General features: G+C 70.1%; 20 protein-coding genes. 11 read left to right on the forward strand and 9 right to left on the reverse strand.

The window, feature by feature from the left end:
* Positions 1–14: 14 nt before the first annotated feature.
* The 5 genes from AC1DHY_RS11950 to AC1DHY_RS11970 form a co-directional block, all read right to left on the reverse strand.
* Positions 15–974, reverse strand: coding sequence for a lipid II:glycine glycyltransferase FemX (locus tag AC1DHY_RS11950; protein WP_476879307.1), 960 nt, complete (start codon positions 972–974; stop codon positions 15–17).
* Between the two features lie 3 nt (positions 975–977).
* Positions 978–2261, reverse strand: a complete 1284-nt coding sequence (manA, locus tag AC1DHY_RS11955; protein WP_476903668.1) for a mannose-6-phosphate isomerase, class I — start codon at positions 2259–2261, stop codon at positions 978–980.
* 68 nt (positions 2262–2329) lie between these two features.
* Complete coding sequence (locus AC1DHY_RS11960) at positions 2330–3961, reverse strand: LCP family protein (protein WP_476879305.1); 1632 nt, start codon at positions 3959–3961, stop codon at positions 2330–2332.
* Positions 3962–3972: 11 nt separating this feature from the next.
* Positions 3973–4497 (reverse strand): 5-(carboxyamino)imidazole ribonucleotide mutase, encoded by a 525-nt coding sequence (gene purE, locus AC1DHY_RS11965; RefSeq protein WP_476879309.1) that lies wholly within the window; start codon positions 4495–4497, stop codon positions 3973–3975.
* 74 nt (positions 4498–4571) lie between these two features.
* Positions 4572–5729 (reverse strand): 5-(carboxyamino)imidazole ribonucleotide synthase, encoded by a 1158-nt coding sequence (locus tag AC1DHY_RS11970; RefSeq protein ID WP_476879308.1) that lies wholly within the window; start codon positions 5727–5729, stop codon positions 4572–4574.
* Positions 5730–5972: 243 nt separating this feature from the next.
* Here AC1DHY_RS11970 and AC1DHY_RS11975 point away from each other — a divergent pair, with 243 nt between their 5' ends.
* A complete protein-coding gene (locus AC1DHY_RS11975; RefSeq protein WP_476879304.1) occupies positions 5973–6542 on the forward strand; it encodes a GtrA family protein in 570 nt (189 codons plus the stop codon).
* A gap of 11 nt (positions 6543–6553) precedes the next feature.
* Here the strand turns inward: AC1DHY_RS11975 and AC1DHY_RS11980 are convergent, their stop codons facing one another.
* Positions 6554–7270: a TIGR03089 family protein gene (locus AC1DHY_RS11980; RefSeq protein ID WP_476879303.1), complete on the reverse strand. Its 717-nt coding sequence runs from the start codon at positions 7268–7270 to the stop codon at positions 6554–6556.
* Between the two features lie 374 nt (positions 7271–7644).
* Here AC1DHY_RS11980 and AC1DHY_RS11985 point away from each other — a divergent pair, with 374 nt between their 5' ends.
* Genes AC1DHY_RS11985 through AC1DHY_RS11995 form a run of 3 tightly spaced genes read left to right on the forward strand, consistent with a single transcriptional unit; the run spans position 7645 to position 13377 of the window.
* Positions 7645–8190: a WhiB family transcriptional regulator gene (locus tag AC1DHY_RS11985; RefSeq protein WP_476903669.1), complete on the forward strand. Its 546-nt coding sequence runs from the start codon at positions 7645–7647 to the stop codon at positions 8188–8190.
* Positions 8191–8219: 29 nt separating this feature from the next.
* Entirely contained in the window at positions 8220–11651 is a 3432-nt protein-coding gene (locus AC1DHY_RS11990; RefSeq protein WP_476903670.1) for a glycosyltransferase, read from the forward strand.
* Positions 11644–13377 (forward strand): DUF5719 family protein, encoded by a 1734-nt coding sequence (locus AC1DHY_RS11995; protein WP_476879300.1) that lies wholly within the window; start codon positions 11644–11646, stop codon positions 13375–13377. Before AC1DHY_RS11990 ends, AC1DHY_RS11995 begins: the two co-directional genes overlap by 8 nt.
* An 8-nt stretch (positions 13378–13385) precedes the next feature.
* Here the strand turns inward: AC1DHY_RS11995 and AC1DHY_RS12000 are convergent, their stop codons facing one another.
* Entirely contained in the window at positions 13386–13886 is a 501-nt protein-coding gene (locus AC1DHY_RS12000) for a metallopeptidase family protein (RefSeq protein ID WP_476879299.1), read from the reverse strand.
* A gap of 186 nt (positions 13887–14072) precedes the next feature.
* On the opposite strand from AC1DHY_RS12000, the gene AC1DHY_RS12005 reads away from it, so the two are divergent.
* From AC1DHY_RS12005 to AC1DHY_RS12025, 5 genes are all read left to right on the forward strand, one after another.
* On the forward strand, positions 14073–14462 hold the full coding sequence (locus tag AC1DHY_RS12005; RefSeq protein WP_476879298.1) for a DUF3499 domain-containing protein: 390 nt from the start codon (positions 14073–14075) through the stop codon (positions 14460–14462).
* An 83-nt stretch (positions 14463–14545) separates the two neighbouring features.
* Entirely contained in the window at positions 14546–14809 is a 264-nt protein-coding gene (locus AC1DHY_RS12010; RefSeq protein WP_476879297.1) for a hypothetical protein, read from the forward strand.
* 88 nt (positions 14810–14897) lie between these two features.
* Positions 14898–16385, forward strand: coding sequence for an adenosylhomocysteinase (gene ahcY / locus AC1DHY_RS12015; protein WP_476903671.1), 1488 nt, complete (start codon positions 14898–14900; stop codon positions 16383–16385).
* Positions 16386–16531: 146 nt separating this feature from the next.
* Positions 16532–17755, forward strand: coding sequence for a L,D-transpeptidase (locus tag AC1DHY_RS12020; protein ID WP_476903703.1), 1224 nt, complete (start codon positions 16532–16534; stop codon positions 17753–17755).
* A gap of 36 nt (positions 17756–17791) precedes the next feature.
* Entirely contained in the window at positions 17792–19030 is a 1239-nt protein-coding gene (locus AC1DHY_RS12025; protein WP_476879294.1) for a L,D-transpeptidase, read from the forward strand.
* Between the two features lie 11 nt (positions 19031–19041).
* Here the strand turns inward: AC1DHY_RS12025 and AC1DHY_RS12030 are convergent, their stop codons facing one another.
* On the reverse strand, positions 19042–19848 hold the full coding sequence (locus tag AC1DHY_RS12030) for an RDD family protein (protein ID WP_476903672.1): 807 nt from the start codon (positions 19846–19848) through the stop codon (positions 19042–19044).
* Between the two features lie 106 nt (positions 19849–19954).
* Here AC1DHY_RS12030 and AC1DHY_RS12035 point away from each other — a divergent pair, with 106 nt between their 5' ends.
* Positions 19955–20947, forward strand: a complete 993-nt coding sequence (locus AC1DHY_RS12035) for a stage II sporulation protein M (protein WP_476880676.1) — start codon at positions 19955–19957, stop codon at positions 20945–20947.
* Positions 20948–21072: 125 nt separating this feature from the next.
* Positions 21073–22470 carry a TIGR01906 family membrane protein gene (locus tag AC1DHY_RS12040; RefSeq protein ID WP_476903673.1) on the forward strand — a complete coding sequence of 466 codons (1398 nt, stop codon included), beginning with the start codon at positions 21073–21075 and terminating at the stop codon, positions 22468–22470.
* Between the two features lie 74 nt (positions 22471–22544).
* Here the strand turns inward: AC1DHY_RS12040 and AC1DHY_RS12045 are convergent, their stop codons facing one another.
* The gene (locus AC1DHY_RS12045; RefSeq protein WP_476903674.1) at positions 22545–24374 is read right to left on the reverse strand and encodes an AMP-dependent synthetase/ligase; all 1830 of its coding nucleotides are present in this window, start codon (positions 24372–24374) and stop codon (positions 22545–22547) included.
* Positions 24375–24391: the final 17 nt, after the last annotated feature.

Raw genomic sequence — 24391 nt, forward strand, 5'->3', positions numbered from 1 at the left:
GAGCCCCCGTGGCCTTACCGGCGCAGCTTGGCCCGGAGCCTGCCCGCGGCTTGTGCCGCCCCGCGGGCCAGCTGGTAGGCGCTGTAGCGCAGCTTGTTGACCGGCAGGTCCCACGTTCCGGGGTAGGCGATCTCGCGGCCGCCGAAGGACTTCTTGAAGGCCGTGAATCCGGCCCACTTATGGTCGGGCTGGTCCGCCGGGGCCACACCCCACAGGTCCACGTGGGCCAGGCCCTTGTCCTTGGCATCGGCCATCAGTGTCACGAGCAGCGGAATGCCCGCGCTGAGCTTCCGGTGGGTGTCATCGAGCGCGGCGTGCGCGTAGGTCCGGGTGTCCGCGGAGTCATAGGCCAGGGCCGCGGCGATCGGGGTGCCCTCCAGCTCGGCAATGAACAAGGTGGCGGCGCCGGCCGGCATGAGGGTGCGGGCCACCTCGGTGAGGTAATCGTCGCTTTGCGGCTTGAAGCCGTTGCGGGCTGCCGTCATGTGCAGGAACTCCAGCAGCACGGAAATCTCCGCCGGATCGTGGCTGGACCGGAATGTCACGCCCTTCTTGTGGATGTTCCGGTACAGGTTCCGGTTGACCGGCTTCATGTCCGCCAGGACGTCCTTGAAGTCACCATCCAGGTCCACGATCCAGCTGAGCTCGGGCTGCAGGTTCGCCGGCGCGGGCCGCAGGCCGCGGCTGCGCAGGACGGTGCCGGCGTCGGCGGTGGCAAAGCCGGCACTCACCGGCTCCAGCCGCACGGCCATGGCCCCGCAGCGGCGCGCCAGCGCCGTCAGCGCAGCCAGGGCGGCGTCGAACGCGGCCAGGGATTCGGCGAGCGGGCCGTACGGGGCGTAGAGCACCTTGCCGGCCGCGTTGGTCTCCTCGACGGCCAGGAACCGCCAGCCCTCTCCGGACTGTTCATGTACGGTGCGGCCGAGGGCACGCTGGACGTTGGCCCAGTCGGGGCCTTGCAGGAAGTAGTCCACGGGTCAGGCCTTCAATCCGGTCGTGACGGCAAATGCAACGGCGGGCCCGGTGGCGCCGGCGGCGGGGTGCACGTTGACCGGCGCCTCGGCGGCCGGCAGGAACGCGGAGGCGCCGCGCTCCAGGTGCAGGCCGGACTTGGGGGAGTCCAGCAGGACCGCGCCGGACACCACGATGATGACGGCGGCCCCTGCCTGCGCCAGCGGGACGGGCTCTGCGCCGGGCGCGAGTTCAATGCGCTGCAGGGAGAATTCCTCGAACGGCGGCCGGTAGAGCTCCTGGCCCAGCATGCTGGCCTCGGCGCTGAGCTCCGGGACACCCACGGCCTCGAAAGCGATGGTCTTCAGCAGCTCCGGCACATCGATGAACTTCGGGGTCAGCCCGCCGCGGAGCACGTTGTCCGAGGACGCCATCACCTCGATCCCGAGCCCGTGCAGGTACGCGTGGACGTTCCCGGCCGGCAGGTACACGGCCTCGCCCGGCGCCAGCGAGATCCGGTTCAGCAGCAGCGAGATCAGGACACCCGGGTCCCCGGGGTACTCCGCATCGAGATTGGCCACCGTGGAGAGGGCCGCCGTGTGTGCGCCCAGGGGTGCCCCGGACACCAGCACGGCGACGACGGCGGCCGTCGCCTTGGCAACGTCGTCACCGCCGGCGATGAGCCGTTCAAACGCGGACCGGAGGGCAGCGGGTTCGTCCGTGTGCGCCAGATCCCCGAGCAGCCGGGGAAGCAGGTCCGGAACCTCAATCCCGGCCAGGTCGAAGCAGTCCGCCAGGTGCTGGAAGACCGCCCGGGCGTCCGCCGCCGGGCGGAACCCGCACAGTGCCTCAAAAGGCGTCAGCGCGAAGATCATCTCCGGCTTGTGGTTGTCGTCCTTGTAGTTGCGCTCCGTGGCGGTACGGGCGACGCCGGCAGCTTCCTCGCGGTCGAAACCGGCCTTTGCCTGTTCCAGGGTCGGATGCACCTGCAGGGACAGCGGGTGCTCCGCGGCGAGGACCTTGAGCAGGAACGGCAGGCGCGGACCGAAGCGGGCCACGCTGTCGCCGCCCAGGAAGTGCTCCGGGTCGCCGGCGATCAGCTCGTCCAGCGGCCGCCGGCCGCCGTCGTGCACTGCCTCCGCAGCGTCCGTCCCCTCCGTCGTGGTGAGGGCCATGGAGGGGGAGTCCGGGTGGGCCCCGATCCACAGCTCCGCCTCCGGGCCTCCGGACTCGGGCCGGCCGAGCAGCCGCGCGATCGCTGTGGTGGAACCCCACGCGTAGGGCCGGAGGACGTTCTCAAGTTCGTACACGGAATACCTATCTGCTCGCGGAGGGTGTGGCGGGAGCCGGCGGGACGGGCGGGATGCTGCGGGACGCCCTAGAGCGGGGCGCACTGGCCGTTGGTGGCGACCAGGTTGCGGATGGACTGCTCGTCCCCGTTGCGCTTGAAGTCGTTGAGCATCTTTTCGGTGATCGGCACGCCCTCGGGCGTGGTGGTCACCGGCGTGAAGTCGGACGACGTCGGCGACGGTGCGGGCGAGGTGCCCGGCAGCGCGCCGGCTGCGGAGAGCTGACCGGGCAGCGCGTCCGGCTGCCGGAGGGAATCGTCGGCCGCGCCCTGGGCAGGGGCCGGCGCGAGAAGTTTGTCCACGGCCTGGTGGATCTTGTTGAAGTCCGGGACGGTGGAGAAGGAAGCGTCGAAGTCCGGTGGTCCGATGGTCAGCCGGCTCACGGGCTGGCCCTTGGACTTCATGGCAAGGTCGACGAAGCTGCCCAGTTGGCTCGAGGAAATGTTGGAGTCGACCACCTTCGTGCCGGCCTTGACGATGTCCTCGAACTTCGCCAGGAGCGTTGCCGGGTCCAGCTGTTTGAGCATGGCCTGCTGGACACACTGCTGGCGGGCGATCCGTGCGTAGTCGTCCACGAATTCGCGGGAGCGGCCGTACCAGAGGGCATGAAACCCGTCCAGCTTGTTATCGCCTGCCGGGATCCAGCCCAGCGGCATACCGTGGATGCCGTGGGCCTCGTCAGTGGTGGGCCCGCTGATCGGCACCCAGCCGCCGGCCTTGATGCGGATGCCGCCCATGGCGTCGATAAGTTTGGCGAAGCCGTCCATGTCCACGAGGACGTAGGCCTGGACCTTGATGCCGAGGGTGCCGGAGACGGCCTCCAGGGTGGCCTGTGCGCCCGGATCCTCCACCCCGGGGTAGAGCTTCTTGTACTTGTTGGTGACCTCGGTGTTGATGGCGTTGATGAGGCACTCGTCGCCGCAGTTGTAGCCGTCCGGGTAGATCTTGCGCATGGGGGAGTCGGCGGTGAACTGGGCGTTCTGGAGGTTGCGGGGGATGGAAATGATGGCGGACTTGCCCGTCTTGGCGTCCACGCTGATCACGGACAGGCTGTCAGGGCGGCGGCCCGTGCGGTCCGCGCCGGCGTCTCCGCCCATCATCAGGAAGTTGTAGCGGCCCTCGGACGGCTCCATAGCCGGCCCGTTGGCGAAAATCGTGCCGATCGCGTCGCGCCCGACGTTCAGCAGGTACGCCGCGTAGCCCAGGCTGCCGCTGCTGAGCACCATCGCCAGGACCAGGGCGACCACGACGGCGGCCCTAGGACGCGGTTCCAGCAGCCCCGGCCGGATCAGCCGCAGCGTGTTGAGGAACAGCACCGCCCAGCCCACCGCCAGGGCCACAAGCACAATGACCAGCACCAGCGAGGCGGCGGCGTTGGCGATGATGTTGATCAGCGTCGAGCGGGAGGCGAGCAGCAGGACCAGGGCGATGGCCAGCAGCACCCAGGCCGTGAAAGTGACCTTCAGGGCGTTGCGGCCCAGGCGGCGGTTTCCCGCGGCGATCTGGGCGCTGCCGGGGACCAGGAGCGTCATAACGATCAGCAGGAGGGCGCGTTTGACCAGGACCCGCGGTCCCGCACCCGAGGGGTAGCGGACCGGGTTGGTCAGGGCACCCCGGGGCGGCTGCTGTTGGTGCGGTGCAGCGGTGGAACCTTTGCTCATGGACGGGATACCTACCGGCCGCCCCGCGTGACGCAGTTTTCGGCGGAGAAGACCTCGGCTACCTTGCTGCGCAGGTTCGCGCCCTTACGGGTGGCGGCGTCGTTGAGCTCCTGGGCGAAGTCCATCAGCTCGGACCTCAGCCGCCCGGCCAGCCCGTCGGTGCCCGAGGCGAGCATCCGCACCGCCAGGAGCCCGGCGTTGCGGGCACCCGCGATGGAGACCGTGGCCACCGGCACACCGGCGGGCATCTGCACGATCGACAGCAGCGAGTCCATCCCGTCCAGGGTTTTCAGCGGCACGGGCACCCCGATGACGGGCAGGGGTGTGACCGAGGCGAGCATGCCCGGAAGGTGGGCGGCACCGCCCGCTCCGGCGATGATGACCCGCAGGCCGCGTTCGTGGGCCGTCTGCCCATAACGGATCATTTCCGTGGGCATACGGTGGGCGGAGACGACGTCTGCCTCAAAGGGAATGCCGAATTCTGCCAGGGCCTCGGCGGCGGCTTCCATCACAGGCCAGTCGGAGTCCGAGCCCATCACAAGACCCACGATGGGAGCCGCTCCGTGGGCGGCGGGCCCGGAGGACGGCGTTGGGGTTTCGGTGCTGGCGTTCACGCGGTCTCCTCGGTGGTTCCGGGTGCGGTGGTGGCTGTGCCGCTGTACGCCCGACCGTCCCGAATGATGTTGGCAACTGTGCCCGCCCGCTGGCGGACCGAATCGACGTCGGCCGTCGAGGTACCGACCAGGTTGACGTGGCCGATCTTCCGGCCCGGCCGCACGGCCTTGCCGTAGCAGTGGACCTTGGCGGCCGGTTCGCTGGCGAGGGCCGCCGGGTAGGCGGAGAAAAGGTTCTGGTTCTCGCCGCCGAGGAAGTTCTTCATCACCACAACGGGGCCCAGCAGGTCGGTGGCGCCCAGCGGCAGGTTCAGGACGGCGCGCAAGTGCTGTTCGAACTGGCTCGTGACCGAGCCGTCCTGCGTCCAGTGCCCGGTGTTGTGCGGACGCATGGCCAGTTCGTTGATCAGGAAGCCCGCACCGACTCCGGGTGTTTCGAACATTTCCACGGCCATCACGCCGGTGACGCCGAGTTCGTTGGCGATCCGGATTGCGGCGTCCTCGGCGGCGGCGGCCACCTCCAGCGGGATCTCCAGTGCGGGGGCGATCACCTCATCGCAGACGCCGTCGACCTGGACGGTGTGCACCACGGGCCATGCCCGGGTCTCGCCGTCGGGGGTCCGGGCGACCATGGCGGAGAGTTCGCGGCTGAAGTCCACCTTCGCTTCGGCCAGGAGCGGGGACATGGCCTCGAACCAGTCAGCGGATTCGGCGGCGTCGGCCGCGGACGCAACGATCCGCACGCCCTTGCCGTCGTAGCCGCCGCGCGGCGTCTTGAGGACCACCGGCCAGCCGGCGTCGTCCCCGAAGGTAATGAGGTCTTCGACGCCGGCCACGGCGGACCAGCGGGGATTGGGCAGCTCCAGCCGGTCGATCGCGGCCCGCATCACCAGCTTGTCCTGGGCGTTGACCAAGGCATCGGGTCCCGGATGGACGTTGACGCCGGCATCGATCAGGGCCCGCAGGTGGGCGGTGGGGACGTGCTCGTGGTCGAAGGTGAGCACGTCGAGCCCGCGGGAGAACTCCAGCAGGTGGTCGAGGTCGGTGTAGTCGCCGACCGGGGCCTGGGCCACGGCGGCGACCGCCGAAACGTCCCCGCTCTCGGCGAGGACGCGCAGTTCGAAGCCGAGGGCGGTCGCGGCAGGGGCCATCATGCGGGCGAGCTGGCCGCCGCCAACGACGCCGATTACTGGAAAAGTCACATCCCCCAGCCTACCGAATACCGCACGGGAAGCGGCTCCCGGCCGCCGCGGCCGCCGCAACAGCCGTCTTTTTTGGCGTGTCCCGCCGGGCGGCAACCGATGGAATAGGGCCAGCTGGAAGCGCGCCGTCGAAAATCGGCGCTAAAATGGCATGTTGGCCGTACGGCCGCTAGGTACTACGGGCCACGGAGGGTCATGATTAACACACTTGCAGAGCGTGCGCGCGGGCTGGCCTCGCTTTTCTGGCGCGAGGTCGCTAAGTTCGGCGCCGTCGGCGGTGTCGCCTTTGTCATCGACAACGGCCTGACGTATTACCTGATGCACGGCGCCATGTCCGACAGTGAAGCCAAGGCCCGGTTTGTCGGCGCCACGGTCGCCACGATCTTCTCCTGGGTCGCGAACCGTTTCTGGACCTTCCGCCACCGCCGGCAGGAAAACGTGCTGCGCGAGTTCGTTATGTTCGTCCTCATCAACGGCATCGGCATCGGGATATCCACCGGCCTCACCGCCCTGGCCAAGTACGGCATGGGCATCACCGACAAGAACATGCTGTTCCTCGCCGGTGTGGTCGGCATCCTCGTCGCCACCGTGGTGCGCTTCTTCGCCTACCGCTTCCTGGTCTTCAACAAGGAACTCGATGATGAGCCGGAGTTCTCCCACGACCACGAGATCATCGAACGGCACCAGCACGGCCAGGCCGGCGTCAAGGTACCGGGGCAACCGGTCCACGAAGCCGACCCGTCCGGCACACCCGAGAACCGCTGATCCGGCGGCCGTCAGCTCCGGCTGACGCGCTCGTCGCCCAGCAGCCGGTCCGTCACGGCGACGTCCGGGTGGACCAGCACGACGGACCCGTCGCGCTGCCACGCCCCGAGGGCCTGCGCCAGGACTGACTCCAGCCCCTCCGCCGCCCGGACCAGCAGGCGTTCCCCGTCCCCGGCAGGCGCGGACGCTGACGCGGCGAACCCGTCCAGCAGTTCGGCGTGGGTGTAAAGGGTCCCGGACGCGCCGCAGACAGCCCTGCGGCCGGCCTCCGGGTCAACGTGGGCCATAAAGACGTCCCCGTGGCTGCGCACCTCGGCGGCATAGTCCAGCACCCCGGACGGCAACCCGCCGGACCACCGCATCGCCAAGGCCGGCAGCGCCACTGCCACAACGGCGTCGAACCCGCCCTCTGCGGCCGCCGGACCGGGTTCCGCGGTGGCCAGCAGATCGGCCTCCGCGGCGTCCAGCACCACCTCCATGCCAAGCTGCCATGCCGCCAGCGCGAGGACCACCGATTTCCAGTGCGCCGGCAGGTCCAGCCGCAACCGGGTGCCGGGTTCGGCATCGAGCTCGTCCTGCAGCAGGTTGCTGGTCTTGGCCACCCAGTTGTCGAGGACCCTGCCGGAAAGTTCCACCCGCTCCGCGTCGGGGCCGTACCAGGTCAGCCGGGGTGAGGTCGACTGTCCGGAACGAAGGTCTGCCATGAGGTTCAATGCAGGGATGTTCATCCGATCATCTTGCCACGGGGCCGCGGGCGTGATCTCGGTCACAGCTATGACCCCCGCGGCCGCGGACCCGCCAGCGGCGGTGGAGCGCCCGGCCGGAAAAGTTGGCGTAATTGCAAGCGAAACGGCGAAAAAGCCTCCAAAAAGTACTCAGTAGGCTGTCAATTTCGCGTCATCCCGCGGGACAGCCCGCAAAACTCCCGGGCGTGGCGTGCCCCGGCAATTCCCCGGAACTTGATTATTATCTCCGCTGCGGCTTGACTCCCGGATACTTACACACGTGTAATTAGGTATCGAAAGCCCATGCGCATCAGGCGGCACACAACCGAGTGTCCGAGGGTCAGGCAAGGGCTGTAAAAATCAGAGAGGGAACGCCGATGGGGCTTGCAGCGCGTATCCATGAAGACGAAGTTGTCGCCGGCCAGGCGACGGCAAAATACCGTTCACGCGGGGTGCCGAGCGACTGGTACGTAGACCCGGCCGATCCGGATGCGGCGGAGCGGTACAACGAACACACCCAGGATTCACTGCAGGACCAGGCCACGGCCTTCCTCGCAGCCCACGAAGCTCTTCTGGCGGGAAACCCGGAGTCGGACCATGATCCGCTCGATCCGCCAATGGAATTGCAGACCCTGCATTCCGGCACCACCGCCCAGCCGGTGTGGATCGGACTTCCCTCCCAGCAGGACTTCGACGATGAAGGCGAACTGGGATGGCAGACGGACGCGCTGTGTGCGCAGACCGACCCGGAGGCCTTTTTCCCGGAAAAGGGCGGATCCACCCGCGACGCCAAAAAGGTGTGCGGTGCGTGCAACGTGCGCTCGCAGTGCCTGGAGTACGCCTTGTCCAACGACGAGCGCTTCGGCATCTGGGGCGGCCTCTCCGAGCGGGAACGCCGCCGGCTTAGGAAGCGAGCAGTCTAATTCTTCAGGAAGTACGGGTCACCGCCGTTGTGGTAGCCCACAACGGTGGTGACTATCTCCCCAGGACCCTGGCGGCAGTGGCGGGGCAAACGCGCCCGGCGGATGCGGTCATCGGCATTGACACCGGATCCCGAGACCACTCGGCCGCACTGCTGGGGCAGGCCCTCGGACAGTCCAACGTCACCGTCTACGACCAGACCCGCAGCGGCATGGGCGGCGCGGTCCAGGCCGGGCTGAAGGCCCTTGCCCCTTGGCACGGCGACGCCGGACCGGCCAGTGCCGAGTGGATCTGGCTGCTGCACGACGACTCAGCGCCGGACCCCGAGGCCCTCGCCGAACTGTTGCACGCCGTCGAACGGGCACCCTCTGTGACCGTGGCCGGCTGCAAGCAGCTGGACTGGCACGCCGGACGGCGGCTGATCGACGTCGGACTTTCCACCAGCCGCTGGGCCGAACGCCTCACCCTGATCGAAGCCGACGAGCTCGACCAGGGCCAGTACGACGGCCGCAGCGACACCTTCGCCGTCAACTCGGCGGGCATGCTGGTCCGCCGTGACGTCTGGGAAGACCTCCGCGGCTTCGACCCGGCCCTGCCCGGCAGCGGCGACGACGTCGACTTCTGCTGGCGCAACCGGCTCGCCGGCCACCGGGTGGTGGTGGTACCGAGCGCCCGGATGTTCCACGTATCGCACCGGCCGCAGGCCCTGGGGAACGCGACGGCGGCCCGCAAGGCTCAGGTCCACCTGCGGCTCAAGCACGCCCCCGCATGGAAGGTCCCGCTGCACGCCGTCGGCGCCCTCTTTGGCAGTCTCTTCAAGCTTGTCCTCAGCATCGCCGTCAAGGACCCCGGCCACGGATTCTCGCAACTCCTGGCAACCCTGGGTGCACTGGCCCGGCCCGCCGCGGTGTTCCGCGGCCGCCGCAACGCCGCCCGCACCCGGCGCATCCGCCGGTCCGTCATCAAGGGCCTGCAGACACCCCGGCGCGAGGTCTGGGCCCACCGCCGCTCACTCATGGAGGCCCTGGGGTCCGATGATTCCAGCGACTCCGCCCGGCACGACGCGCTGGGCGAGCAGCCCAGCGGTGACTCCGCGGACGACTTCGCGGCCCTCGGCACCACCGAACGCGGCTGGGTGGGCAACGGCGCCCTGCTGGCCCTGCTGGTCACCGCGGCGGCCTCACTCGTCGGCCTCCTGAGCCTTTTCCGGGCCGAAGCCGTGACCGGCGGCGCCCTGATTCCCGTCTCAGCCCGCCTGGACGAGATCTGGAACCACGCCTCGAGCTGGTGGATCGCCCTCGGCGCCGGGCTGCCCGGCCACGGTGACCCCTTTGGCTACGTCCTGTGGGTGCTCGGCGTACTTGGCGGCGGCAATGCCAGCGGCGCCGTGGCGTGGCTGCTGCTCCTGGCGATGCCGTTGTCCGCGCTGGGGGCCTGGTTCGCCGCCGGCGCCCTGACCGCCCGCCGCCGTCTGCGCCTCGCCGCAGCCCTCGTCTGGGCCGGCGCCCCCGCCCTTCAGGTCGCCCTCAACCAGGGGCGCCTGGGTGCGCTGGTGGCCCATGTGATGATGCCCCTCCTGGTCCTGGCCCTGCTGCGCGCCACCGGGTCCGCTCCCGGCCGCGGACGTTTTGCCGTTCCGGCCCCGGGGGAGCGGCGCTTCACCGAGGCCCCGCCCGCCAAACCCGGTATCAACGGCACCCCGTCCTGGACCGCGGCTGCGGCCGCGGGCCTGGCACTGGCCGTGGTCACCGCCGCGGCGCCATCGCTGCTCCTCCCCGCCGTCGTCGTTGTGACGCTGTGCGGTGTACTGCTGCGGCGCCGCGGACGCACCATCTGGTGGTCCCTACTGCCCAGCCTCGCCCTGTTCCTTCCCTTCGCCATCTCGGCCGTCGACCGGCCGCGCGCGCTGCTGGCCGATCCCGGCCTGCCGCTCGGCTTCGACGCGGCGCCACTCTGGCAGCAGGCACTGGGACAGCCGCTGCGCTTTGAGTCCGGCGCCGGACTCGCCGGTCTGGCGGCCTTCGGCCCCGGGCCCGTCCCATGGGCGCTCCTGCTGGCACTGCTGCTGGGACTGCCTGTCCTGCTCCTGGCCCTCGCCGCCCTCTTCCTTCCCGGCCGGCACGGCACCAGCCGGCGGCCGCGGCTTGCCCGCAGCCTCTGGGCAGGCGCCCTGGTGATGCTGGCCGGCGGCTGGCTGGCCGGGCACGTTGCCACAGGCGCCAGCGCCGACGTCCTCGTCACCCCCTTTACCGGGCCCACCGTCTCCGCAGCGGTCTTTGCGCTGCTGGGCGCGGCGCTGCTCGGCGCCGAAGCCCTGCTCGACGCCGCGGACGGCACCGGCGACGCCGCCCTGGCCCGCACCATCCTGATCCGCGGCACCGCCATCGCGGCCACCGCGCTCCTGCTCGCCGCCCCGCTGGCGGGCCTGGCCGCGTGGGCGGCGCACAACGTGCTGCAGTCCGACCCGCCGGCCCTCGCCACGGCAGCCGGCGGGGACCCCGCCGCCGGCACCACAGCGGACACCGCCGACGCCGGCAGCATTGCCGGTGCCACTGCGGGCACCGGCACCGATCCGGACGCCAGCGCCGCGCTCGGCTCCCGCCGGCTGGTGCAGGCGGGCAAGGCCCGCACCCTCCCGGCGACGGCCATTGATCGTGGCGAGGGGCCGGAGCAGACCCGGACCCTGGTCATCTCCGCGCAGGAAAACGGCACCTTCGCGGCCGCCCTGATGCGGGGGGCCGGCACACGGCTGGATGACCTCTCCACAATCGCCTCCGCCCGTCCTGTCATCGGCGCACCGGGAGAGGAAACGGTCCGCGAGGACGACGCCGTTGCGGCCTCGATCCGCAGCGTCGTCGCCACGATCGCCGCCGGCCAGGGCGTCGACCCGCGCCGCAAGCTCGAACAGCTCGGCGTCGGTTTTGTGGTGCTGGAAGCCAGCGACACCTCCGCAGAGCTGACCGCGAGCCGGATGGACGCCGTCCCCGGACTCGTCGCCGTGGGCCAGACCGATTCCGGCTGGCTCTGGCGGATCAGCCCCCTGGACGGCAAGGCAACCAAGGCCGCCGACGTCGCCCACCGGGTCCGGATCATCAACCGCGCCGGTACCACGGTGGGGCTCCTGCCGGCCGGCGCCGTCGCCTCCGACGCCACCGTTCCGTCCGGACCGGAGGGCCGTCTGGTGGTCTTGGCCGACCGCGCCGACCCGGGCTGGAGCGCCTGGCTGGATGGCAAGCGCCTGACCTCCACCACCTCCGACTGGGCCCAGGCCTTCACCCTCCCCGCCCAGGGCGGCCGGCTCAGTATCCGGTACGAGAACCCGTGGGCCCTGTGGACCGGCATTGCCCAGTCCATCGTGATCGGCCTGACCGTCCTGCTCGCCGTCCCGATGCCCGCGCGCCGACCCAACACCGGGCTCTCCAGGGACGAAGGCTCGCTGCGTAAGGAACATCAGCATGCATGACGACCAGAACCCGGCCACGCCGGCGGAGCCGGCCAAGCCGGCCGACCTGTCCGGGCCCGCCGACACCAAGCGGGACCGCAGCGGCCGCACCGCCCAGCGTCCCGCGTCAGGACTGACCGGAGTCGCCCGGCTGCGCGGCGTTTCGCGGACAGTCGGCGGGATACTCTCCGCCGTCGTCCTCGCAGGCGCCGGCGGCGGCCTGGTCGCTGCAGCCGCCCTTGCCCCGCAGGGCCCCGGCACCCGGCAACTGAACCCGCCGCTAGCCGCCGTCCCCGCCGGCAGCAGTGTTGATATCTGCCCCGGACCGGCACGCCTCATCCAGGGCTCACCGGTCGGCACCGACCCGCAATTCAGCCCCGAATCGGCCACCGCCAGGACGGCAGTCAGCGCCATGGTGCTCAGCACCGGCACCGGCAACCTGCCCGGAAGCCGGCTCGCCGCGCTCACCGGGAACCCCCTGGTGGAACTCGCCAAACCCGTCCCGTCGGCGTCGGCTGCCCCGGCCCCCAGCCCTGCCCCCGCAGCCTCCGCGCCCACGCCCAAGGCCGGTGTGGTGCCGGACCGCAGTGTCGACGCCCCCAGTGTCCTCAGCGCCGACGCGCAGGGCAACCAGCAGCCCTCCGCCGGAGCCGTCCTGAGCTACACGGCCACCGACGGCGATCTCCGGGGCACGGCGGCAGCCGCCTGCCAGCGCCCGGCCAACGACCTCTGGCTGGTCGGCGCCAACACGGCCCTCGGCCGCACCGCCGTCCTCAGCCTCAGCAACGCCTCCGGCACGCCCGCCACCGTCAGCATCGATCTCTTCGGCGCCAAGGGCCCCATCCACGCCCCCGGCAGCCGCGGACTCCTGGTCGCCCCCGGCAGTACCCGCTCGATCATCCTCGCCGGCCTGGCGCCAGGACAGGAGCAGCTGAGCCTGCGGGTCCGCAGCACCGGCGGCCCCGTGGCCGCCGTCGTCCAGCAAAGCGTCCTCCGCGGGCTGACCCCGGGCGGCGTGGACTTCATCACCCCCGGAACAGCCCCGGCAACCCGGCAGGTCATCTCCGGGATCGACATCCAAAGCCCGGCCGGGCTGGCCGACCTCGCAGGAAAATCCGGCTTTGCCGACGCCACACCCGCCCTGCAGATCACCGTGCCCGGCGCCGCGGACGCCGTCGTGGAAGTCAAACTCTTCGGACGCGACGGCCAGAAACCGCTGCCCGGCGGCGGTGTGGTGACGGCGAAAGCCGGTGCCGTGACCCAGGTTTCACTCGCCGGCGTTCCGGCGGGGCATTACACGGTTTCGGCCAGCTCGGACGTCTCGTTCGCCGCAGCAGCCCGGGTCACCCGCGGGCTCAAAGCCGAGGACGCGCTTGACTTTGCCTGGGCGCCCTCATCCGCCCGGCTCGCCAGCCAGCACGTGGTCCCAGTGCCGCGGTCCGGCCAGCGGTTCCTCGTCTTCGGTGCACCGGATGGCAGGGCGGCGATCTCCTACGCGCCGATCACGGCCGACGGCACCATCCACCCGGCGGCCTCCGCCGACATCGCCGGCGGAACCACTGCCTCGGTCCGGATCCCCGGAGACGTCGACGGCGCACCGCTCGTGGGCTACCTGGTCTCAGCGTCGGGGGAGGCGGCCTACGGGGCCGTGCTGCTGCAGAAGGATGGCGGCTCGGACATTTCGAGCATCCCGGTCACGCCCGGGGCGGCAGGCCAGGAACAGGTCCCCGTCACCCTGGGGTACTAAACGGCCCGTTAGTAGCGGCGCCGGTACACCGGGTCCAGTGACTCGGGCGGCACGCCGAGCATCTCGGCCGTGCGCTCCACGACGACGTCGTGCACCAGGTCCTGGAGCTCCTCGCGGCTGCCGCAGGCCTGCTCCACCACCCGGCGGTACAGGGTGATTACCGGGCCTTCCTCGGCGGTCGCCGGAGCATACGCGCCCATCGGCGCCGGCGTGCCCTCGGCCACCAGCTGCTCGAGCCCTGGCGGGATCTCATCCACTGCGAAGCGGACACCGTCCAGCGGCTTACCCCAGATGTCGTGCAGGCGCTGGGCCGAATCAAGGACGAAGTCGTCAAAACGGTCCGATCGTGTCCGGTAGCCGGGCAGTGTTGGAAGCATCAGCTCGCCGCGGAGGCCCCGGCCGTGCCGGTTCCTGCGGCGTTGCCGGAAGCCCTTCCCCAGGGCGGTGCCGCCGGTGCCGGGGTCAGCCAACCGGACCGTAAAGCCGGAATCATGGTGCGATGACTGCATAACTCGACTCTAAACCCGGCGTCTGATTTCTGCGATATGGCGCCCTCCGGACGCGCCGCCCGGCTGCCCGCCGACGCGTGTGCAGCCCGCGGATGCCCTGCCGTTGCAGCGGTCGGGCCGCCGGCTGGGGCTGCACCGCGCGTCGATGCGCCCGGGCAGGGCCGCGGGGGAGTAGTCTGTGATGTCGTGGGTGCAATTCGTCAATGTTCAAGGTCAGCCTGCCGCAATTCGGCGGTGGCAACCTTGACGTACGTCTACGCCGATTCCACGGCCGTCCTCGGCCCCCTGGCGACCTACGCCGAACCGCACTGCTACGACCTCTGCGAACAACATGCCGGGACCCTGACAGTGCCGCGGGGCTGGGAAGTCCTGCGCCTGGCCATGCCCGCCACGCCGGCCGGCCCCGGACCCGATGACTTGCTGGCCCTCGCGCATGCCGTTCGGGAAGCCGCCGCACGGCCCGCAGCGCCCGAACCGGGCCAGGGCCAGCGTGCCGCGCATCCGGCGCTTGAGGCCCCCGCCGCTGCCGAGGGAACCCGCCGGGGACACCTGCGCGTCCTGCGCGAACCCTCCTGAACCGCGGACATGGCGGTAGGCTGGGAACAGATATTTCCGTACGCCACCGGCGCCAGCGGCGCCGCCCCCAGGGAGCCCTCACCATGCCAAAGATCAGTCCCGAACTGCTGTCTGTCCTGCGTTGCCCGGTGACGGGATCGGCGCTGGTCCAGGAGGGTGACGAGCTCGTCGCCACATCCCCTGCCGCCGACGGCGTGACGCCGCGTTACGCGATCGAGGACGGCATCCCGCTGCTGCTCCCGCCGGAACTGCTGGCTGCGGCCACCGCGGCGCCGTCGGATCAGCACGACGGCGGCCAGCCCGACGGCGGCCGGCGCGAGGGCGCACCCCGGCACGCCGCAGAGTAGTTTCCGCCGCGGGCCCATCGCCGGGCGCTGCGGCGCCGAACCACTTCCAGTCCCTTCAGCTACATTCCGGCTACCACAAAGGAACCCCATGACGTTCGACTATAAAATCGCCGACATTTCCCTGGCCGAGGCAGGCCGCCACCAGATCCGGCTCGCCGAGCACGAGATGCCGGGCCTGATGTCCCTGCGCGAGGAATTCGGCGCCAGCCAGCCGCTCAAGGGCGCCCGGATCGCCGGCTCCCTGCACATGACCGTCCAGACGGCCGTGCTCATCGAGACCCTCACCGCCCTGGGCGCCGAGGTCCGCTGGGCATCCTGCAACATCTTCTCCACCCAGAACGAGGCCGCGGCCGCCGTCGTCGTCGGCCCCGGCACCGTCGAGGACCCCCAGGGCGTCCCGGTGTTCGCTTGGAAGGGCGAAACTCTCGAGGAATACTGGTGGACCGCCGAGCAGATCCTGACCTGGCCGGGCGCCGACGGCAACCCGGACCTGGGCCCCAACATGATCCTCGACGACGGCGGCGACGCCACCATGCTGGTGCACAAGGGTGCCGAATTCGAAGCCCTCGGCGCCGTCCCGGCCACCGCGGACGACGAGTCCGAAGAGGGCCGTGTATTCCTTGACGTGCTGCGCGCCTCGCTGCAGAAGGACCCGCAGAAGTGGACCCGGATCGGCTCACGCCTGCTGGGCGTCACCGAGGAAACCACCACCGGTGTGCACCGCCTCTACCAGCTCGCCGAGCAGGGCAAGCTCCTGTTCCCGGCGATCAACGTCAACGACTCCGTCACCAAGAGCAAGTTCGACAACAAGTACGGCATCCGCCACTCCCTGCCGGACGGCATCAACCGCGCCACGGACGTCCTTATGGGCGGCAAGGTCGCCGTCGTCTGCGGCTACGGCGACGTCGGCAAGGGCGCCGCGGAGGCGTTCCGCGGCCAGGGATCGCGCGTGATCGTCACCGAAATCGACCCCATCTGCGCGCTGCAGGCGGCGATGGACGGCTACCAGGTGGCGACCCTGGAGAGCGTGCTGGCCGAAGGCCACATCTTCATCACCACCACGGGCAACAAGGACGTCATCATGGCCGAGCACATGGCCGGCATGCGTGACAAGGCGATTGTGGGCAACATCGGCCACTTCGACAACGAGATCGACATGGCCGGACTGGGCCGGATCCCGGGCATCAAGAAGGTCGAAATCAAGCCCCAGGTGCACGAATGGGTCTTCGAGGCCGACGCCGCGACCGGCCAGGACAGCCACTCCATCATCGTCCTGTCCGAGGGGCGCCTCCTGAACCTGGGCAACGCCACCGGCCACCCCTCGTTCGTGATGAGCAACTCCTTCGCCAACCAGACCATCGCGCAGATCGAACTCTTCACCAAGGCCGGCCAGCCGGAGGGTGAGCGCGAGTACGAAAAGCAGGTCTACGTGCTGCCGAAGATCCTCGACGAGAAGGTCGCACGCCTGCACCTGGACGCCCTCGGCGCGGAACTGACCGAACTGACCAAGGAACAGGCCGCCTACCTCGACCTCGACGTCGCCGGACCGTTCAAGCCGGAGCACTACCGCTACTAGGACGGCCAGCGCACCATAGGAAAGGGCTCCGGACTCGCCGTCCGGGGCCCTTTTTTGTGACCGTATCGTGGCGCGCGTGACGGCGGGCCGCCCCGGAAATTCACTTATGCTTTGCATGTAACGTCTGGAAGGACCCGAGTATAGTGATCGCCCCAAAAAGCTGGAGTACCGGCCGGAAAGTGGCCGTGCTGGCAGCTGTGTGCGCCCTCGCCGCAGGCGGCGGCGTGTTCGCCGCGGCCGGACCGCTGGCCCACGCCTCCTTTGCCTCCGAAGCCGCCTCGCCGGAGCGATCCACCCAGGGCCTGGCATTCCCCGTGGTGCCCCCGCTCGAGCTCACCGCTGCCCCCGCCAACGCCGCGGTGCAGGTCAACCCGGCCGCGCCCGTCACCCTCAAAGTCGGCAACGGCCGCATTGAGCGCGCCGCCCTGACCAGCGAGACCGGCCAGTCCGTGGACGGCGCAATCAGCGCAGACGGTTCGAGCTGGTCCGCCGCCGGTCCGCTGGAATTCAACACCCGCTACACCTACAGCTACTCCGTGACCGACGGCGCCGGACGGAGCACCAACACCACCCGCAGCTTCACGACGGTGACCACCGCCAACGAGGCCGACGCCGCCATCTACCCGCTGGACGGCATGAAGGTAGGCGTCGCGCAGCCGCTGCAGCTGACGTTCAGCGAACCGGTCCTGAACCGTGCCGCCGTCGAAAAGGCGATCAGGATTAGCTCCACCTCCGGCCAGGTGGGTGACTTCCACTGGTACAGCAACACCATGGTCCGGTACCGGCCGAAGGCGTTCTGGGCCGCCAACAGCACCGTCACCATGGACATCAAACTCTTCGGCGTCAACCTCGGCAAGGGCCAGGTGGGCAACTTCAACAAGAAGGTGACCGTCCACATCGGCGACAAGAGGGTCGCGGTGGCCGACGCCAAGGCCCACACCTTCACGGCCTCGATCAACGGCCGGCAGGTCGGCCGGTGGCCGGCCACCCTCGGCGACACCCGCTTCCCGTCCGCCCGCGGCTACCTCGTGCTGATGGAAAAGTACCGGGTGGAGCACATGGACGCCCGCACCATCGGGCTCAAACCCGGCGACCCGGCCTACTACGGCCAAATCGACGTCAACTACGCCACCCGGCTGACGCCCAGCGGCGAGTTCATCCACCAGGCCACGGACTCGGCCATGCCCTACCTCGGCAAGGTGAACCTCTCCCACGGCTGCGTCGGCCTCGGCCCGGCCGCGGCCAAATGGGTCTTCGACAACATGACCACCGGCGACGTCGTGCAGGTGGTCAACACCGACGGCGACTACGCCGCCCACACCGACGGCTTCGGCGACTGGAACATTCCGTGGACTAACTACGCGAACTAGGCCTGAATCCGGGGGTATGCAGTGGGGGATGCACGAATGAAGAAAACACGCGCGGGCTCGCGAAGCCGCGGCAAGATGCTGGCGGTCGCCGCGATCTGCCTGGCCATCGGAGCCGGCGGGACCGGCGTCGCCGCGGTCCCGGTCTGGGCGGACGCCGAGCTGCCCTCGGAGGCAGCCTCGCCGATGCGCAACGTCTCCGGCCTGGCCGCCCCCGTGGTGACGCCCGTCGAACTTGGGGTCACGCCGCTCGACGGGGCCGCGGACGTCAACCCGGCCGCGCTGCCGTCGGTGAAGGCCGTCAACGGGACGGTCAAAGGTGTGGTGCTGCAGTCCGAAACCGGCGGTACCCCCGTGCCCGGGACCACCAGCGCCGACGGTTCCACCTGGACCGCCGGCGAACCGCTGGAATTCGACACCCGCTACCGGTACAGCTACACGATCGTCGACGCCGCCGGCCGGGAAACGCACAAGAACCAGACCTTCGCCACGGTCGCCACCGCCAACGAGGCTGACGCCGCCGTCTACCCGGCCAACGGCAGCACCATCGGCGCCGGCCAGCCGATCGAGATCGTTTTCAGTGAGCCCGTCCTGAACAAAGCCGCAGTGGAGAAAGCCGTCAAAGTCACGGTCTCCTCCCGGCAGGCGGTGGCCTGGCGTTGGTACTCGGACCGGCGTGCCCGGCTCCGGCCACAAAACTTCTGGGCCGCCAACAGCAGGATCACCGTGGATCTGAAGCTGTTTGGCGTGGACTTCGGCAACGGCATGGTCGGCAACTCCAACGTGCCAGTCTCCTTCGCCGTGGGCCAGCAGCGCCTCGCCGTCGTGGACGACATCACCAAAACCATGAAGGTCTATTTCGACGGCCGGCTGGTCCGGACGGCGCCGGTCACCCTCGGCGACAAGGACTGGCTCTCGCCCTCCGGCTACGCGGTCATTATGGAACAGGAGCGCCGCTCCAAGTTCAACGCCGGGAGCATCGGGCTCAAACCCGGCGACAAGGGTTACTACCCGCCGCTGACCGTGGAGTACGCGAACCGGCTGACGACGTCGGGCGTCTACGTCCACCAGGCCCTCGAATCCGCGTGGGGCGCAGTGGGCCGGGCCAACGTCTCGCACGGCTGCGTGGGCCTGCTACCGGCCGACGCGGCGTGGTTCTTCACCAACATGAAGACCGGCGACGTTGTGCAGACCCTGAACACGGGGGCTGCGCCCGTGGAACCGCTCGAAGGCTTCGGCGACTGGAACATCCCCTGGGCGCAGTACGCCAAACGCTAAGGCCGAGGCGGCTAGCGAACGCGCTGGTACGGCAGCCGGCCCAGCCGGGCACCGAGCCGGGCGTTCCGCTCCCCGGTGAGGCGCAGGCGGTCCAGTTCGCGCCGGCTCCGCTCGCCAAGGACCGCCGTCAGATACTCCTCGGGCCCGGTGCCCGGCGGCGGCGGGGGAGCGACGTGCGTGGCCAACTCGGTGGCCAGGGATTGCGCCATCGCCATCCGGGATGCGGGCGACATCCGGCCGGCCTGGCGGATGAAAAGGGACGCGCGGCGCGCGGCCGCATCCGGAATCCGGCCAATATCGGCCAGTGACGCCCACGGCTGGAGCTGGAACGGCACACCGTGCAGGACCGGCGCCTCGGCGCGGACCCGGCGCCGCAGCGCATACGTTCCGGCCACGAAATCACCCAGCCGCTTGGACCGGCCGTTGAAGAGCGCGACGGCGACCGCCAGGCCGCCGACCGTGGCATAGATCTCCAGGAACCCGATCAGCCCGCGGATCAGGGCATGCCGGAACCGGATGGAACCGCCGTCGTCCCGTACGATCCGCAGCCCCGTGGCCAGCTTGCCCAGCGACAGGCCGCGGCTAAGGGTCTCCACGGTGACTGGCAGCACCACAAAGCAGAAGACCACGATCGACGTGACAATGGCTCCTGTGGCGGCGCTGTCCAGCCGGGGTGCCGCGGCGCCGAGCACCGTCAGCAGGCCGAACAGCAGGGCGCCGTGGGCCAGGACGTCCAGCAACAGCCCCAGCGCCCGCGCCGCGAAGGACGCCGGCCGCAGCTCAAGGACCACGGCCTCGCCTGTGATGATGGAACTCAACCCGGACCCCCACTCGTCTGCCAGTCACGCACAGTCTAATCACCCCGGCCACATCATCCCGCGCAGATGCCGGACGGATCGCGGCCCCGGGCGCTAGGGTGGTGCCGTGGACATCGAGGCGTTCTCCCTGGTGAACGGGGACAAGTGGGCGCGGCTGCACGCCCTGGCGCACCAGCGCCGGCTCAGCGGCGCCGATGCCGACGAACTGCTGCGGCTCTACCAGGGCGCGTCGGCCGACCTCTCGCTGCTGCGCTCCGTGGCGCCCGAGAGCGGGCTGTCCGCGGCGTTGTCAGCCACGCTGGCCCAGGCCCGCACCCGGTTCACGGGCGCCCGTTCGAACTTCATGGAGGACCTGGCCCGGTTCTTCGTCATCGCGCTGCCGGCGGCCCTGTACCGGATCCGCTGGCTGACGCTCTGGTGCGGGCTGGCGTTCTGCCTGGTCGCCACCGCGTACGGCCTCTGGATCGGGAATTCCCCGGATGCGCTCCGTGCCCTCGGCTCGGACGACGCGGTCCGCCGCTATGTGGAGCAGGATTTCATCAACTACTACTCCGAGAATCCCGCGGCGTCGTTCGCGGGCATGGTGTGGACCAACAACGCCTGGATCGCCGCGCAGGCCGTGGCGCTGGGCATCACCGGCTTCTGGGTCCCCATGATGCTGATCGGCAACGCCCAGGGCGTGGGGGTTGCCGCCGGGGTCTTCGCCGGCGCCGGGAAGCTGGACGTGTTCTTCAGCTACATCCTGCCGCACGGCCTGATGGAGCTGACGGCGGTGTTTGTGGCCAGCGCGGCCGGACTGCGGATCTTCTGGGCCGTGGTGGCGCCCGGGCCGCGCCGCCGCTCGCAGGCCCTCGCGGAGGAAGGCCGGTCCCTGGTCACGGTTGCCCTCGGGCTGGTCCTGGTGCTCCTGGTCTCCGGCATGGTGGAGGGCTTCGTCACGCCCAGCGCCCTGCCCGTCTGGGCCAAGATCACCATCGGCGCTGCGGTGCTGGCCGGCTACTGGGTGTACGTGCTGAGCCTGGGCGGCAGGGCCAACCGTGCGGGCGCCAGCGGCGACCTCGACAGCCGGGACGCCGGTTACACCGAAATTTCGGCCTGAATCGGCGCCGTCCCGGGGTGGCACCTCGCCGGGGCTGAGGCCCTGACGGTAGGCTCGGAGTCAGATATGTGGCGCCGCCGGTCCCCGGGCCCGGCAGCGCGGAAGCCTACGGAAGCGAAGCAGCAGTGACGGAAAAAAGTCCCACCCCTCCGAATCGACAGGATCCGGATCTGGACCCCGCCGACGACGCCGACGAACCCGCCTTCGAATGGATGAAGCCGGCCGCCGCGGGCAAGCGGACCGACGCCGCCGCGGGAACCCCGCAGGCCCGGCAGGAAACCACGGCCGCGGGCGCCCGCGGGGAGGCACCGGCGGACGCACCCGCACCGGAGCCCGCGCGGGAAACCGCAGCATCCGGACCCGTAGCAACAGCCGCCCCTGCTGACCCGGAGGACCGCACCCCGGCCGCCGGCGAACGGCAGGGCCGCCGCGCGGACCGGCGGGCCGCCGGCGCCGCATCCGCCGCCGCCGCCGGGACTGCTGCTGGCGCCACTGCCACCGGCGCCGCCACCGACCCGTCCAGGCCCGCGGCCGAACCGACCAGGCCCGCGGGCCGGACCGGGTCCGGGGAATTCAAGGAAGCACTCCCAACGTCCGCGCTGCAGGTCCGGCCGCCCGCGGAAGAGGTGGAACGCCGCAACGCCGAACGCGAACAGGCCGCCAACGCCAAGCCGGTCGCACCCCGCGTGATGCAGGTCCTGCTCGCCATCTGCTACCCCGTGATCCTGCTGGTCCTGGCCGTCCGCGCCGTGACCAGCCCGCTCTTCCTCTGGGTGGAGTACAACCGCCCCGGCTTCCCCGGCGACGGCTACGGCTTCAACACCGACGACCGCATGACCTACGGTTCGTACGCCGTTGACTACCTGAGCAACTGGTCCGGCCCGCGCTACCTCGGCGAACTCGTCAACCGTGCCGGGGATCCGCTCTTCRAGGACGGCGAAGTCAGCCACATGGCCGACGTCAAGCTAGTGATGCTGTCCTCCTTCGGCGGCGGCGTCCTGCTGGCCCTGCTCAGCATCATCGCCATCCTCTACCTGCGCCGCCGCAGCACCGGCGGTGTCCGGCGCGGCCTCTTCGCCGGCTCGATCGCCACCCTCGTGATCATCCTCGGCCTTGGCGCCCTCGCGGTGCTCGGCTGGGAGCAGTTCTTCACCGAGTTCCACCGGATCTTCTTCGCCAACGGTACGTGGACGTTCTCCCTGCAGGACACCCTGATCCGGCTGTTCCCGGGCCAGTTCTGGGTGGACGCCGGGATTGTGATCGGCGCGCTGGTGTTCCTGGCTTCCCTCGTCACCCTGATCCTGACCTGGCCCACCCGGAGGCGCCGGGGCCTGGCGCCCCGGGTCCGGGAAACCGCCACGGCGGACGGAACCGGCAGCGTGGACGCCACGGAACTCAAGGGCCGCCGCTTCAAGCGGGCACGCACCGGCTCCGGCGCCACCGCCGCACCGGCGACCGAACCCACCGTCGGCGGCGTCGATACCGACGCCGCCCAGGCGTCCGGCCGCGAGGCCAAGTCCTAAACGGTTCACACACAGCAAAGCGGCCGGCGCCTCAGTGCCGGCCGCTTTTGTGTGCGCAGGGGAGTGGCCGGAGCCTACCCGTAGATGCGGTCGATCTGCGCCTGGAAATCTTTGACGACGGCGGAGCGCTTGAGTTTCAGGGACGGCGTCAGGTGCCCGGACTCGACCGTGAAATCGGTGTCCAGCACAACGAACGTGCGGATCGACTCGGCCTTTGACACCAGGGTGTTCGCCGCGTCGACGGCCGCCTGGATCGCGGCGCGGACCTGCTCATTGGCTGTGGCCTCCGCGACGCCCATCAGGGGCACACGCTGCGCCGCACACCAGTTCTCCAGGCCCTCGGGATCCAGGTTGACCAGCGCCGACACAAACGGCCGCCCGTCCCCGACCACCACCGCCTGGGCCACCAGCGGGTGCTCACGGATCTTTTCCTCCAGCGGCCCCGGCGCCACATTTTTACCCCCGGCGGTCACCAGCAGGTCCTTCTTCCGCCCGGTGATGGTCAGGAATCCGTCGGCGTCCAGCGACCCAAGGTCACCGGTGCGGAAGAACCCGTCCACGAACGCCTCGGCGTTGGCGGCCTCGTTGGCGCGGTAGCCCTTGAACACCCCAATGCCCTTGACCAGGATTTCCCCGTCGTCGGCGATCCGGATGGTGGTGCCGGGAACCGGGATCCCGACGGTTCCCACCTTGGTGCGGGACGGCGTATTGGCGGTGCACGGGGCGGTCGTCTCGGTCAGGCCGTAGCCCTCCAGGACCGGCACACCGGCACCGCGGAAGAAGTGGGCATCGTTGGCGCTGAGCGGGCTCGCCCCGGAGACGGTGTAGCCCAGGCGTCCGCCGAACGCGTCCCGGAGTTTCGGGTACAGCAGCCGGTCGAACACGGCGTGCTTGGTCCGCAGCACCCAGCCGGGGCCCGCGCCAGTGCCCCGACCCGCGGCGTCCAGGGCCGTCGAATACTCGATGGCGACCGCGGCGGCCGCACCGAAGAGCCGGTCCTTGCCGGCCAGCGCCGCCTTGTGCGCGGCCCCGGCGTAGACCTTTTCGAAGATGCGGGGCACCACCAGCAGGAACGTCGGCTTGAACGTCCCAAGGTCCTCCAGGAGTTCCTTGGCGCTGGCGGTGTGGCCGAGTGTGGCGCCCGCGCTGAGGCAGATGACCTGGACGGCCCGGGCCAGGACATGGGCCAGCGGGAGGAACATCAGGCTCCGTGCGTGCGGCTGCAGCAGGATTTCCGGCAGGAACAGGACGATGTTCTTCGCAACCAGGGCGAAGTTGCCGTGCGTGATCTCGCAGCCCTTCGGCCGGCCGGTGGTGCCGGAGGTGTAGACCAGGGAGGCGACGTCGGCGAGGGCCGCTGTTGAACGGTGCCGCTCCAGCTCGGCGTCGCTGACGCCGCTGCCGGCGGCAGCGAGGCTGGCAAGGTTCGGCGCGGCGCCGTCGTAATCCATCCGGACGACGCCGAGGACCCGGCCGGCCAGCAGCGCTGAACCGTCCAGGACCTGCTGGACCAGCGCAGCCTTCGCCTGGTCTTCAACGAAGATGCGGCGGGCGCCCGAGTCGTGCAGGATCCACTCCACCTGGCTGGCCGAGGAGGTTTCGTAGATGGGGACGGTGACGCCGCCGGCGAACCAGATCGCGAAGTCCGCCACAGTCCATTCGTAGCGCGTCGCGGACATCACGGCCACGGTTTCCCCGGGAGCCAGCCCGCCGGCGATCAGCCCCTTCGCGAGGGCCGTCACCTGGTCGAGGAACTGCTGGGCCGGGATGTCCGCCCAGCCGGAGGGACCTTTGCGGGAGTAGAGGGCGTGCACGGGGTCCTTGGCGTGCTGTTCGAGCAGCAGGTCCGTCACATTGCTTTCCGGATCCAGCTCGACGAGCAGTCCGGTGCTGGCTTCTCTCACAACACGTGTCTCCCGTT

It is taken from the genome of Arthrobacter sp. 05L44, from assembly GCF_056397605.1.